Below are 13,113 nucleotides of genomic sequence, written 5' to 3' on the forward strand. Positions count from 1 at the left end.
AAGGCGCCTGAGACTTCACTCCCGGCGCAGTACGCGGGAGCCGTACATGTCTGGGCGATGGCATTACCATGCGGCGCACAATTTGGGGTATTGCCCGCCTCCATGACCAAGTCCTGCAGAAGGTATGGTCGAGCTTCACTGCCATCGGCAGAGCCACAGTTCGCGATAAGCGTCGTGCGTCCTTCGACGGGGCAAATCGACGTATCGCCTTCAATCAACACCGTGCCAACGTGAACGTCTTCCGCCGAGGCCGTGGCCAGTAGATTCAGGGTCCCCTGGCCAAGAAGCAGAAGAAACAGTGCGAAGCGGTGCGTCGACATCGTCCTTTTCACCTTCGCTCACCCCACAAAATAAGACTATGCCATCTAGGGCTCGTCAGCAAATTATGGGGTTCCCTAGCACTCTCAGAGTGCAATTCGCCTCACTCATCCATGGGCCGACGCACGTCGAGCCGTAGACGGGTGTACTGTTGTGGATCATTACGGGCCAATGAGTAGCCACCACGCATCCATGGTCGTGCGCAGCCGCTGTGCCCGCCACACCCAAAATAGCAACGCATGCTAGAACGATCACCAGTCCTGCCCTGATCCGCGTCTTCTGTACCTCACCCATGATCTTCGCTCTCCAGCATCGAGGGGTGTGTCCATTCGCCGATCAGTCGTCATTGGGACGGGGTTTCCTTATACCCGTTGCGGCCCGACTCTTCTCCAAGACGCCTCTCGGAGACGCACGGACCCGGGGAACGAGCCCTGAACGGGGTCGTTTTAGCCGAAAAGGTTCTCGCCCCACTTGTGTACCCAATGCACTTACGCCAAAGGAGAAAGCTTTCACCTCCCCCGATACCCAAGTTCGATTTTCCTGTGCACGTATAAGCAACAGCATGTCCAAATCGTTACACACACTCCGACTTTAAAAGGGACGCACCTGTGGCCGTCTCAATGACGGTTGTAGGGCGAGCCATTCCAACTCGATGAGCCCGCAGCCGCCTGCGACGGTTGACCGGTGTAGCGGTCTTCCGTCAAGACGCAGAATTTCCAACCGCCCAAGACGATTGAATGACCATATGTTGTCAACTGCGTAGCACCAAAGGCCGGGCGTGCGTCTTCATTTTCCCATCGCCCACAGTGTCTCCAAATGGGCCAACGCCAGCGTCACGTCTTTTCGCCTCGACACCAAAACGGACCACTCGTTCTCCGAAGCCATCGCGTCCGGGTCCTCGTCAGCCCCCAAGACCACAAGCATTTCCGTCGCATCGATGACGACTCCATTGAACGGGAGGATCTGGGGAATACTCCGCACTTCGAGACCTGCCCCGGGTGATCCGGGTTTCCGGGTGGCAAGCACGCGCGTACGAACGCCGGCACCGGCGCGCGTCGAGAGAAGCTTGACGATGCCCGCCTTCACGTCGCGAGCCCAGTTCCCTCCATCAGTGACGAAGATCACTTCCTTTTTCGCCCTGTAGACCATCTCCTTCATCTTGTTGTACCGGGCCCATCTTCCCCGCACGACGCCGACCTGCTCGGCCGCCTCGCCGGATTCCAGTTCACGCGTCCTCGCCGTCGCCTCCATGGAGACCGCCCAGTGGGCATCGAAAAGCACTTTCTGGGCAAGGATGAAGTCGATGGAATTGAGCCACAAGACGGCTTCCCCGGAGGATGTCGTGGAAAACTGGGACGGAGCGGAAATGAACATCACGAGTTCCCGACCGTCGACGATGAGCATCTGGTGATGACCGGCCACATTCAAGTGCCTAATCATGAGAGAAGCAAGTTCAAGGTTTTCCGGGGCTTGAGAGGCGTTCTCGATGTTCATGAGGCCCTTCACCACGATCCCGGTCCGGGCCTTGGAGACCAATCCCTCCCAGATGCCGGCGGCCTCGAACCTGGAGACGCCTCGTCGGGTCGTCACGAAAAGGATCTCTTCCCGAGCGGAGTCGAGCATCCGCTCAAGGATGCCGTGAATCTGTTTCGGCCCTCGAAAAACCGCGAAACGCTCGTTCGTCGGCGCAGCCAAGGTGGCCTGTCGCGGCCAGTGTTGGTGCAAGGTCTCGCTGGCCGCCTCGAGGGCCTTGAATTCGGCCTTCTTCGTATCCACGAGTCTTTCCAGCGCAGCCTCTATCGCGATCGGCTGGAAACGGGTCGGTCGCTCCAACGTCCTGGTCACAAGACCCCTGTTCTCAAGTGACGCAAGAACCGGGTAGATTTCTGTCCGGCTGAGGCCGGACGCACGCGCCAGTTCGGACCCTGTGCACACCCCCATTCGAGAAAGTTCGTGGAACGCCTTCGCCTCTCGCTGGTCTAGGCCGAACATGACCAGCTTTGCGATGATAGAGGTGGTCGAGAGGCCTGATCCCATCATTACGTCTCCCCGATCATCGCGGCGACGGCATCCGCAATCCTTTGAGGGTAATCGCTGGCTTTGACGACGAAATCGTCGGCGTCGGCTTCGAACGCGCGAGACGCGACCCACTCCGATGAGATCGCCGTAACGACGATCAGCTTCGCTTTCACGCCGTTCTTTCGTAGTTGGCGGCAAAGGTTTGTACCCTCCCAATCGGGAAGGCGATAATCGACGATGATCACATCGAAGTCGTTCTTCGCAGCCAAGGCCAAGGCGTCCGCCCCGTGACGCGCAAACTCCACATGTACTCCCAACGCAGCCAGGGATTTTCCCACGAGAAAGGCGTGGTCTGAATTATCCTCTACGACGAGAATGTTTGGAATGCCATTTCGTTTCATGGCGTTCATCGTCCCCCAGTATGATGACGCTGTCCAGAATAGGGCATCGTCCTATAAAAACAACGCACCGCAAACGACGTGATGAAATCTGCCCAATCCAGGCCGACGGTCTTGCTTCACGCAAGTGACATGGGAACCGTACACGTCCAAAGCGAACCGTTTTACCGTTCGAGGCGGGGCGGTGGGCCGCCGGCCTCGGCGAGGTTCCGGCGTTTGTACAATTGTGTCTGTTACCCTCTTACGAGCGAGGCATGACTTTCCCGGAGACGGTCTCACTAGCCGAAGGGGGCGCAAAGATGGACGAGGGTCTACTTCAGGGCGTTTCGAGCCGTCGGAGCATTACGATTTCCAGCGACGTGGAACTTGCGTCGGTGCATCGAGCATTCTCACTGGCGCAGGATGTATTGACTAGAGACGGCGACGGCGTAGCCGGAAGATCAATGCGACATCGTGGCGCGGATGGCAGCTCGCGCTCATCCGTTTCGCGCGAGTTAAAGGACGTTCCAATGTCGCGCCGTGATCGCATCGTGGAAGCCATCCGCAAGGAACCCGGCATTCCAATAGGGGAGATCATCCGTCAAACCGGTTTCGGGTCAGGGACCGTGTACCACCACCTTCACACTCTTGAACGGTCGAGGAAGATCGTAAGCGAGATCGTTGGGAGGCGCAAGCTCTTCTACGCGGTACACGCAGCCGGCGCACACGCGGCCCAGGGGCGACGCATTGCGCTCCTGCGGGGCGATACGATCCGCCGCATCGCTGAGACGATCTTGGGAAACCCCGGACATTCGATCCAAGACGTCATTGCAGCCACGGGGGTGTGCCCGCAAGTGGCGTACTACCACGTGGGTCGCCTCTTGCAGGCAGGCCTCGTTCACCGCGCGGGGGACCGGGGATACCGGTCTCTAAGTGCCGACGCGGATCTTACGGTGCTCCTCGCCGCCTTGACGTCGGGCGACAAGACCCGCTCGGCGGATGCCGGGAAGGCCGGTGACGAAGTCTTTGACGCTTCGGCTCTAGCGAGTGCCGGTGTACAGCGGACTGCCGCCGTCGGGGAGCCGTGATGATTTTCTCGGCAAGGGCGCCCCAGTACTGTGTGTTGCGACTTGACAAGCAATCATTCACTGACGTAGGGGTCGCCCCATTGGTGGACCGCGGCCAGAACCTCCCGCGGCGTGTACGTTTACGGGGTCGTATCGACTGTTCTCGAATCCATCGCGTGGGCGAATCCGTCACGAGGGGTTTCCGCCGGGCCGATACTCCAAAGCCTCCGTCGCGGCGTCCGGATTTCCGGGGCGGTGGCGCATGACCATGGGCTGCAAATGTAGGTAAGCAAAGGTCCTGAGGCGTGATTGGCGAGCGTATCAATAGAGGTGACGATAATCGGGTCGGAATGCGGCGAAGGGAAGTCGGGCTCGCCCCCAGATTTCCCCACCGCATTCCGCCCATGTCTTTGCGGCGGATAAGGCGCTGACGCCTAGCGCGGTCAACCGCCGAAAGCGACGCGCCCCGGGGAGTCCATGTGGCGCGGAGAAGCCGAACCGTGGAGCGAGTGCGGACGATGCGGCGCCGGCGTCAGCGTCGTCCGCGGCGACCCGCATTGGCTGCGTCTTGCGCATTACGAGGCACGGTTCCGCCAACCTTGTCTACCACTCGATGAGTCTACGACGATCGCCTAGTCTTTTTGAAAACTGTTGCTACATGCTTGAAAAAGAGAAGTGTCGCTCATTGCCTTCCTGTAAGAGGTGGCATCCGCAGGTGAACCATGATCCAGATACGACTGTTGGAAAAAGCATATATCATTTGAACGACACTACCTGCGTGCAGCGCGTGCCTTCATCGTTCAGCCTCCTTAAGTTTTTTGGGCGCGCTGCCCCTCGAATCGACTTACGTGGCGGGTTGGCGCCGCGGGCCGCACCGGTCCACTGGCCTACCGCGTTGTCGGGATCCATCGATTCATTTGGTCGATGAGCCGCTCTTTGGTACGAGGCCTGGAGTTTCCACGGACGGTATAGATTCCTTGGACAGCGCGTACCTGCTCCGCTCGCCGGGAGCGGCCACCAAACGGCCCATGGTCCCCCATATCGGGCCGGCAGACGAACGCCGGCGCATGCCAGGGACTTGGGCCGGTGATCCGGCGCGGTAGGCTCCCTTCGACCCCGTCCAGGGTTATAGCCGCGGATCCGGACGACTAACGTCTCCAACGGCTGATGGCCCGCACGATCGGGCTTTTCGTATTCGGTCTGATTATGGACTCGCGTCCTCGCCTTTCGCGCACGATGAGTCCCCGGGACTCAAGCCGTGGCAGCATGATGACCGCGTAATAGTAGCTCACGCCGATGATGGCGCTGATCTCCTTCACGTTGATTCCGGCGGCCCGCCGATTCCACACCGCATCGAGAATCTTCGTCTGCGCCGACCTGCCAAATGCTCGTTGATACTTCCTCGTAGAACCCATAGCAGCTCGCCCTCTGCGGAGCAAGGCAGCAAGGTGCTCTCCCTTCAAGTTTGCGGGCACGCCAGGCTTCTTCCAAAAGCTCGCGAACACGGGATGGAACACCGATGGGGTCGGGCTGCGGCCTGCACCGTCAAAGGGACGGATCGGCAGCTGCGGGTTCGTCGCTCTTACCGGCATCAGGCGCATCGTTTCGTCCTTGGCAGGGAATCGGCATGAGGCTAGCCGCCGTCCAATATCCAATGGTCCAGCGGCTTTTCTCCGGGGAAAGGAGCTCCGAATTGAAGCGCCTCTGTACGTGGTAATAGCCGAGCCTTATCCATATTTTCAGGTCTGAAGCGGTCTAGCGCGCGGCTCCGGCATTGGAGGAAAACATTCATCCATTCGTTCCAAGGACCCCACACGTTTTTCTCCTACCGTTGAGGCTATTGATTCGCTTCACTCACCGCAGTTACACAGAACTCTTCACGTTATGCCTGAGCCTCTACGCTTCGGGGGCGAGGAGACACGGTATCATAGTCTGCAATGGGGATGGACAGGAAACCGACGCGCTGACCGCCAGTCACGACGCGCCGGGAATCAACAGACCCGGTGACCCGGTTCCGGACGGGGGCGGAAGGGGCGAAAGACGCCATGGGCCTTTTCACGCGCTTCGCCCGGTTCGCCTCGCGCAATCCGGAAATGGATTCGTGACGGTGCTCGTTTCTACGCCCCGGTCCGCCGCTCTTGGGATTCTCCAGCCTCGTGCCAGGGGGAAGCGTAATTGATTCCGTCGAACCCAAAGGTGTTTGCGGCCTCTTTGGCGGTTGTCGTAGTCTTGGCCGGACTGGGCACCGCCAGCGACTTCAGGACAGGGGAAAGAAGCACCTCCACCTTGACGAACCTTCAGTGCCAGCTGCTTTTCGATCCGAACACCTGCGGTCACAACGCGATCGAGAACCACACGACGTATAGGGTCGTGGTCCGTGAAAGCGAGACGAATACTACTTCTGGAAACGTCCACAATTTCTCGGCCGTGGTCGGAGTGGCCCGCCATATCGAGCGGAGTTGTCCACCATTCACGACCGGCCAAAACGGCGTTCTTTGGTTCAATGACCAGTTCTTCGTGGGAAGTGAACCCTTCCAGCTGAACCCCGGACCATGCATACAGACGGAGGACTGCAGCACGGGCTGTTATGTGATCGCAGTGACGCAAGGTGGTGCGGATCCGGCCGGTTCGTTCGGGTCGGCCGTCCGGCGGTTCGTATACCTGTTCACGGACCCTAACGGCGTTCCTTGGGAGACCCGCGAATACTTCGGAGGAGGCCAGTACTTTTGGGTCGTGACGATCGGGTCGCTGACTACAGACAGTGCCGCCAACCTGCCGGGTGGCACGACGAATCGCGGGACAGGGTCCGCGTCCCAACTCAACACGGCGAAAGGCACGCCCACGGGCAGCAACAACACCTACGTGAACGGCTGCACCGGTGCCGATGCGTCCAGCATTCCAGAATGCTACAGCGGCGGCTTCGACCACAATCCTTCCGGAGAAGGCAGCAACACGCGGCAGTACAACTTTGCGCTGCTTATCGACATGATCGGGAGTGCGACGGCCGGCTCCACAAGCCCGCCCGTCAACAAACTGTCCGGCATGAATGCCATGGGCGTGACGGCCTGTACGGCCACGGCCTCAGATGACGGCGCATCGCACGCGAGTCAGGGGGCCCACGTCGGCGGCTGCCCGCACACGCACCGTGAAGGCAAGGTAGATTTGTGGTTCAGCCACACTCAGCCTGCGTCCCTCGCGGGAACCACCATAAGCTATGGCAGCACGTTCGCCTACCACTAGTTATTGGCAGGGATCCGATAACGGTCGCCAAGCCTGATCCAGGAAGCGTCGGCAGCCCTTAAGACACCAAGGACGAGATTTGCCGAAACGAGGGGGTGCCCACCAGCCGCCCGCCCCCCATCCCCTCTTCCCAACCCTCATATCCAGAGCCCACCTTTCCCGCGTCGTGGCGACACGCAAGAAAAGGGCCGAACCCGGCATCGACCTTTCGGAACTCCGCAAGGTCATGGTTCGTAGCGCAGATGCGGTGTCGCGCATCGTGAAGAAGACGCCCTCGTCCCGGTTCGAGGAGCTCCTCGGCATGGGGGCCGACGGCACGCCGACGAAGTTCGTCGACAAACTTGCGGAAGACGAGATCCTCCGCGTCGTCAAGGACTCGGGGCTTCCGGTGGACGTCGTTTCGGAGGAGGTCGGTTTGGTCAAGGGGGCGGGGGGCCGCGCGGGGCCAAGCGAGGCGGTCCTTGTGCTCGACCCGATAGACGGGACCACGAACGCTTTCCGCGGGATCCCTTTCTTCTGCGTTTCGCTCGCGGCCGGATTGTCGACCACGGACGACGTGTTTTACGGCCTCGTGCGTAACATCCCGACCGGCGACACGTTCGAGGCGATTGCGGGTGAAGGGGCGAACCTCAACGGGCACAGGATCCGGACCCGCAAGTACCCGAAGGACGATGTCACGGTCTCGGTGGTCATGGGAAGGCGTCATGACCCGAACGCCGAAGTATTGTCCCACAGCAAGTTCAACGTCCGCTCCCTTGGGGCGGCGGCACTCGAACTCTGTGTCGTGGCCTCGGGAGGACTTGATGCCTATTACCACGGGGGAAACAGCTTGAGGGTCACCGACCTTGCAGCCGGCGTCCTGATCTTGCGGGAAGCGGGTGGGGAGGTCTACGACGGGACGGGTGCACACCTCGCGATGGAACTTTCCCTGAAGCCGCGCACGACACTCTTCGCCGTCGGCGACAAGGATGCCAAGAAGAAGCTGGGCGTGACGCCATGAACATCGGCCTCGTCGCAAAACATAAGAAGGAATCGTACGCCGTAGCAAAGCGCGTCGTTGCGGCCGTCAAAAAACGCGCCGCGATCGTCGCCGAACCGAAGCTCGCCAAGGCGATCGGCCTCGCCCCGAAGGCCGTCGAGCGCATGGAAGTGGACGCGATCATCACCGTCGGCGGGGACGGGACCATCCTCTGGACGATGCTCAAGAACGACGCACCGGTCCTTGGTGTGAACATGGGGGAGATCGGTTTCCTCACCGAAGTGGAAGCGAAGGATGTGCCGCGTGCCGTGAACCGTCTCTTGAAAGGGGATTACAACATCGAGGAGCGCCTGCGCTTGAAGATATCACTCAACGGGCGAAGCCTCCCTTACGCCGTGAACGAGGCGGTGGTCCGCACTGCCCAGACCTCGAAACTCCTCCATATCTCCATCCGCGTCAACGGGCGTGAGATCGAGCGGTTCCGCGCCGACGGCGTGATCCTCGCGACCCCCACGGGGTCCACCTCATACTCGATGAGCGCCGGTGGGCCGATAGTCGATCCGGCCGTCGAGGCCGTTCTCATGACGCCTCTCGCAGCGTTCCGGCTCAGCGCCCGCCCATACGTTTTCCCCGCACGGGCCCGCCTTGAGACACGGATACTCTCCGCCGAGAAGGACGCCTTGATGGTGTTGGATGGCCAGGTCGAGTATCGGATCAAGCACACGGATCGCCTCGTCTTCACTGGGGCGCGGGAACCGGCCCGGTTCGTGCGCTTCACCAACCGGTTCTACAGGCGGCTACGAGAGAGGTTGGTGCTCTGAATAGGGCGAGGCCGGGGCGGGTGAAAGGCGATGGGTGCCTTTGATTTCCTTTCCCGCAAAGGCGGCCCGCGGGGAAAGAGCGCGGATCCCACGGCTGGCAAGAAACGCGCGCCGGAGGGCCCACCTCCCGGGCGGGGGCAAGTTCGGGCCATCGAGAGGCGGACGCTGGAGTTGATCTTCGCCTCGTCGAAAAGCTCCCATCCGCATGAATTCGCGGCAGCGTTGAGTTGCGAGGCCAAGGCCATCGACGAACTCGTCCTCATCCCCGGAACGATCAACGGCGAGGCCCACGCCATAATGCAGCTCTACATGCTGCCCGTGGATCGTCGGATCGTGGGGAGCGTCCACAGTCACCCGGGCGGCAATCCAAGGCCTAGCGACGCGGATCGTAACCTCTTCAAGAACTTCGGGCACATCCACATCATCTGCGCCGAACCATATGGGCCCGGCACGTGGCGCGCCTATGACCACAACGGGGAGAGCGTCGGCATGACGGTCGTCGACTAGGACGGGGCCGCGACGCGAACCCTTTAACTCCAAGGAATCCATGCGGCGTCGATGGGCCGCTTCCAACTGCAGCGCGGGGAGACCGTGCGACTGCGCCTCAGCCCGCACCCGTTGAGCGTGTTGGCGCTTTACGCGATCCCCCTGTTGCTCCTGTTCTGGGGAGCGTTCTTCTTCCTGTTGTCTGGCTCCGGCCCAGTGCCGGCGCCGACCGCTCTCAAAGGCCTCTTCGCCAGCACGGAGCCTCTGGGTCTCGTCGGGCAATGGCTCCTTTACGCGCTACCGATGATCGTCCTCACCGGCGTCCTTTGGAAGTCCACGAAGGACCGCGTGCTTCCCGTGGCAAGCGTCTTGGCCCTGGCGGCCGCCACATTCGCGGGGGCGGCCTACCCTCCCTTCTCTTCGACCATCGCAGTGACTACCATCGCGTCGGGCCTCCTGGGCGTCGCAGCGGCCGAGGCGTCCCGCCGGTCCACGGTGTACGTGGTCACGTCGTCGCGCATGGTCCTCCGACAGGGACTCCTTGTCACTCGCGAGAGGATGACGCGGCTTCAGAACGTGAGCGAACTGGAAAGCGCGCAGTCCCTCTTGGGGCGTCTCTTCGATTTCGGGGACATTGTCCCCATGGTGAGGCCGGATGACCCCGCGGATCGACCGCGCACGAGGAAGGTGAAGGGCAAGAAGGAGGAGCTTCCACAGTGGCGGATCCGGGGCGCGCACCCTTTCATCCCTTCGAAGGACGCGATCTTCGCCGTGATCTCGGACCGCGTCCACCAGGATTACGTGGAGGAATCGGCGACCCGGACGGCGAAGGAAGAAAGGAAGAACCGGGAGGGCGACACGCTCTCGCGACTCGACGAACTCCTCCAACCCGCAAAGCGCCAAAACGAATGAGGGCGTTGCGGCGCCTTGGTCGCTTGGAGGCGGACGGCGGGTAGGGCGTTGAAACCGGAAGTTTTTTGCCCGCCTATGCCTCGTCGAAGCCGATGGGATGCGATGTCGCATTACGTGCAAGGCCTCCGCCGAGTCTGGCACGAACGTCAACGGCCCGTCGTCGTGCGGGCGCTTTGGCCATGGCTATCCTCGTCGTTTCGCCGCTCGGCGGTTGTCTCGGCGTCGACAACATGGACGTCCTCAAGGATCGCCTCGGTTACGGGGAAAAGCCGCCTGTAGTCCTGCCTCCCGAGGGGCACATCGGGTCGTCAAGGCCCGTCGCGCTCGGAACGTTGGACGTCGTGGTGGGCGAGGTGATCACTCTTTTCGCCACCGGTTATTCGGATCCCCAGAACCTGAAATTGGCCTTCACCTGGGAGATCGAGGGTTTTGGTGACCGCACAGGGGAGACCGTGGACGTCTCCTGGGGGATGGCCGGGACGTTCGTCGTGACGCTCACGGTGAAAAACAGCGCCGGCCTCGCGGCGGCCGATTCCGTGACCGTCGTCGTTACCGACGTCCCCGGGAACACGCAGCCGACGTCCCGCTTCACCGTGAGGAACGCCGCCGGAGCCCCGGTCACATCGGGGAACGTCTCCGAGAACCTGACATTCGACCCTTCGGCTTCGAGCGACCCGGAAGACGGGGCGCCCACAGGCTTCGAGTGGGATTTCGGGGACGCGACCCCCCTCGTGTCGACGCCCAGGCCCACGAGAGCCTTCGTCGCCGCGGGCCTCTACGAGGTGAGCCTAAGGGTCGTGGATTCCCGAGGCCTCAATGACACTTCACGCCGCCTCATCGCGATAGATTTCTTCGAGCGCCTCCATGATGAGTTGTCGGCCACGAGGAAGACGGCCGACCACAACTTCTCGGTTTCGAGGAAGGCGCAAAACGTGACTGTGTCGGTGGAATTCGACGCGGGAACGGGAGCCGGCCTCAACGACCTCGACATCCGTCTTTACGATGCGGCCGGTAACGAGACCGGAAGCGCCACGGCGGCGACCCAACCGTCAGACGCGGGGACGCTCAAGGAGTCGGTGTCGGTCTCGACCCCCGCGCTCGCGGCGACCACGGAAGGGACCTGGCGACTAGCGGTGGAACTCAAATCAGGGCTAGTCGTCGCATACGACGCGACCATTTACGTGAGCTACTGAACCCTAGCCACGTGGGAGCCGGCAGGGTTGAGACGGAATGCACGACCGTGCACCTCCTCGACGAGGCCCGCTTCCACGAGTTTCCATATGCGCCACTGCACGGACCCGTGGGCGAGTTCGAGCGCCCGGGCGATCTCGGTTTGGGAACGGGGACTCGCGTCTTCGAGGTAGGCAAGCATGGCTTTCGATATCGCATCCCGCTCGAAGGCGGACCGCACGGCGTCAAGGCGCGTCGCTGCGCCATCGCATGGGTAGCAAAGCGTCTTACCTGCCACACGGGTCTTTTTCACCATGCCGACGCGTTCGAGTTGACGAAGGTGGTGGTGGACGGTGGCGGGGCTCAAGGCGACCTCATTGGCCAACGCCCGCAGGCCGATCCCGGGGCTTTCCCGAAGGCCATTGAGGATCCTCCTTCGTGCGCCTTGTGACAGGGCATTGCCTGCGGTCACGTGGCGGAAGCCGAAGTAGAAGGCGGCCACCGAGGCGACCGCCCCGGCCACTAGGCACACGATCGTCTCAAGAACGGCGTGGGCGGGCGATGGCAGAAGCGAAGCCGTCGACGCAAGGAAGGAGTCGGCTCCGTCTCGCGACGCGCCGAAGCGTTCCAGCAACTCGTCGGAGGACGGTCTTCTCGTCGGCACCAGTTTGTGGAGGTCGATGGGAAGGTCACGCGGATCCACCGGAATGAGGGAAACAACATCCTGAAACGGCGTCTGCGTTACGCGTGGGGCGTCTTGGAGGGCGTGGACGGTCTCTTCGCCGCGACCAAGGTCCGAGCCCTCACCATTTGGCACTTCCTCCAATGGGGGCCATGCAAAGAGACCGGCGAGAACGGGCGTCAGATCCACATGGTGGTCAGCGACTCGAAGCGGAACGTGTGATGCCGCGGCTCTCCCGGTCGGAGAATCGTCCGACGCGCCGCTTCCATCGAGGTCGCGTTTCTTGTCTTCGCCACGCTCCGGGTCCTTGCGTGGCCATCCGGTCCCGCCACGGTCCGCGTCTTCCGGTGTGCGGCTCGGCCTTTCGCGATCCCCATGGGTCTCGTCGCGCCCACCATTGCCATGGCGCGGCTTCCCCACCTGCGTTTTCTCTTCATTGGATCGGGAACAGCTCCCATTCGTCTCGCTGCAATCGTTGGAGTCATGACCGGCATCGAGGGCGTCATTCCTGTTTTTCCCGGTTTTCGAGGCCTCGGCCAGTGGAGAAAGGGCGCTCACGGCGAGCACAAGGGAAGCGAGAACGGCGAACCGGAGAGATCCATGCCTTCGACCACCCAAAGATTCCCCTCTAACAGGTCAATGGTCGGTTCCCTACTAACCATGTCGCCCTTGCCCAAAACGCCTAAAGGCCGAAACGGAAGCGCTTTTCCGTTACCTTCTGTGGTGAAGAAGGCGGCGGGCCGTGCCAGGCACGACCCGCCCGGAACACACCCACCAAAAACGCAACAAATCTCAACCGGCCTTGCCAGTGACGGTGCACTCTTGGAGCACCGCGGGTATCTCGTAGGCGTCGAATTGCATCCGGCGCCGTTCCTTTCCATCCGACAACGTGAGGATTAATCCGCCGCTCCATGTCTGGTCTTGGATCTTGCGAATCTCGAACCCCGATTCCACCAAACGGACCAATTCCAGGACCTTGTTGTTCATCCCGTCACCGGGGAATCCTTGGCCGCCGGGCTTTATGGCATGTCTCGAACAAGTC

General features: G+C 61.5%; 12 protein-coding genes. 7 read left to right on the forward strand and 5 right to left on the reverse strand.

Translation table 11 applies throughout. From position 1 onward, the window contains the following. Window positions 1-1,104: 1,104 nt before the first annotated feature. A complete protein-coding gene (locus HY556_10570) occupies window positions 1,105-2,358 on the reverse strand; it encodes a hypothetical protein (GenBank protein MBI4394216.1) in 1,254 nt (417 codons plus the stop codon). After that, window positions 2,358-2,675, reverse strand: a complete 318-nt coding sequence (locus tag HY556_10575) for a response regulator (protein MBI4394217.1) — start codon at window positions 2,673-2,675, stop codon at window positions 2,358-2,360. The genes HY556_10570 and HY556_10575 overlap by 1 nt, the downstream gene beginning before the upstream one ends. Before the next feature lie 569 nt (window positions 2,676-3,244). Here HY556_10575 and HY556_10580 point away from each other — a divergent pair. Next, window positions 3,245-3,802, forward strand: coding sequence for a hypothetical protein (locus HY556_10580; protein ID MBI4394218.1), 558 nt, complete (start codon window positions 3,245-3,247; stop codon window positions 3,800-3,802). A gap of 1,127 nt (window positions 3,803-4,929) precedes the next feature. Here HY556_10580 and HY556_10585 read toward each other — a convergent pair. Next, window positions 4,930-5,196, reverse strand: a complete 267-nt coding sequence (locus HY556_10585) for a hypothetical protein (protein MBI4394219.1) — start codon at window positions 5,194-5,196, stop codon at window positions 4,930-4,932. An 814-nt stretch (window positions 5,197-6,010) separates the two neighbouring features. On the opposite strand from HY556_10585, the gene HY556_10590 reads away from it, so the two are divergent. The 6 genes from HY556_10590 (at window position 6,011) to HY556_10615 (ending at window position 11,412) form a co-directional block, all read left to right on the forward strand. Further along, complete coding sequence (locus tag HY556_10590; protein ID MBI4394220.1) at window positions 6,011-7,021, forward strand: hypothetical protein; 1,011 nt, start codon at window positions 6,011-6,013, stop codon at window positions 7,019-7,021. Window positions 7,022-7,187: 166 nt separating this feature from the next. Next, on the forward strand, window positions 7,188-8,021 hold the full coding sequence (locus HY556_10595; protein ID MBI4394221.1) for a D-fructose 1,6-bisphosphatase: 834 nt from the start codon (window positions 7,188-7,190) through the stop codon (window positions 8,019-8,021). Further along, a complete protein-coding gene (locus HY556_10600; protein ID MBI4394222.1) occupies window positions 8,018-8,821 on the forward strand; it encodes an NAD(+)/NADH kinase in 804 nt (267 codons plus the stop codon). The genes HY556_10595 and HY556_10600 overlap by 4 nt, the downstream gene beginning before the upstream one ends. A gap of 30 nt (window positions 8,822-8,851) precedes the next feature. Beyond that, entirely contained in the window at window positions 8,852-9,328 is a 477-nt protein-coding gene (locus HY556_10605) for a Mov34/MPN/PAD-1 family protein (GenBank protein MBI4394223.1), read from the forward strand. Between the two features lie 51 nt (window positions 9,329-9,379). Further along, window positions 9,380-10,219 carry a PH domain-containing protein gene (locus tag HY556_10610; protein ID MBI4394224.1) on the forward strand — a complete coding sequence of 280 codons (840 nt, stop codon included), beginning with the start codon at window positions 9,380-9,382 and terminating at the stop codon, window positions 10,217-10,219. Window positions 10,220-10,398: 179 nt separating this feature from the next. After that, the gene (locus HY556_10615; GenBank protein ID MBI4394225.1) at window positions 10,399-11,412 is read left to right on the forward strand and encodes a PKD domain-containing protein; all 1,014 of its coding nucleotides are present in this window, start codon (window positions 10,399-10,401) and stop codon (window positions 11,410-11,412) included. Here HY556_10615 and HY556_10620 read toward each other — a convergent pair. Both HY556_10620 and HY556_10625 read right to left on the reverse strand, forming a co-directional pair. Beyond that, window positions 11,406-12,491, reverse strand: a complete 1,086-nt coding sequence (locus tag HY556_10620) for a winged helix-turn-helix transcriptional regulator (protein ID MBI4394226.1) — start codon at window positions 12,489-12,491, stop codon at window positions 11,406-11,408. The two genes, HY556_10615 and HY556_10620, sit on opposite strands and share 7 nt — an antisense overlap. A 372-nt stretch (window positions 12,492-12,863) precedes the next feature. After that, window positions 12,864-13,058 carry a hypothetical protein gene (locus tag HY556_10625; protein ID MBI4394227.1) on the reverse strand — a complete coding sequence of 65 codons (195 nt, stop codon included), beginning with the start codon at window positions 13,056-13,058 and terminating at the stop codon, window positions 12,864-12,866. Window positions 13,059-13,113 lie beyond the last annotated feature (55 nt).

The sequence above is a fragment of the Euryarchaeota archaeon genome (genome assembly GCA_016207515.1).
Taxonomy (GTDB): domain Archaea; phylum Thermoplasmatota; class SW-10-69-26; order JACQPN01; family JACQPN01; genus JACQPN01.

What these genes read in the sequence shown, in the direction of transcription:
- HY556_10570 (MBI4394216.1), bottom strand. Translation starts at nt 2,358, where the DNA reads ATGATGGGATCAGGCCTCTCGACCACCTCTATCATCGCAAAGCTGGTC.
- HY556_10580 (MBI4394218.1), top strand. Translation starts at nt 3,245, where the DNA reads ATGTCGCGCCGTGATCGCATCGTGGAAGCCATCCGCAAGGAACCCGGC.
- HY556_10585 (MBI4394219.1), bottom strand. Translation starts at nt 5,196, where the DNA reads ATGGGTTCTACGAGGAAGTATCAACGAGCATTTGGCAGGTCGGCGCAG.
- HY556_10600 (MBI4394222.1), top strand. Translation starts at nt 8,018, where the DNA reads ATGAACATCGGCCTCGTCGCAAAACATAAGAAGGAATCGTACGCCGTA.
- HY556_10605 (MBI4394223.1), top strand. Translation starts at nt 8,852, where the DNA reads ATGGGTGCCTTTGATTTCCTTTCCCGCAAAGGCGGCCCGCGGGGAAAG.
- HY556_10610 (MBI4394224.1), top strand. Translation starts at nt 9,380, where the DNA reads ATGGGCCGCTTCCAACTGCAGCGCGGGGAGACCGTGCGACTGCGCCTC.
- HY556_10615 (MBI4394225.1), top strand. Translation starts at nt 10,399, where the DNA reads ATGGCTATCCTCGTCGTTTCGCCGCTCGGCGGTTGTCTCGGCGTCGAC.
- HY556_10625 (MBI4394227.1), bottom strand. Translation starts at nt 13,058, where the DNA reads ATGAACAACAAGGTCCTGGAATTGGTCCGTTTGGTGGAATCGGGGTTC.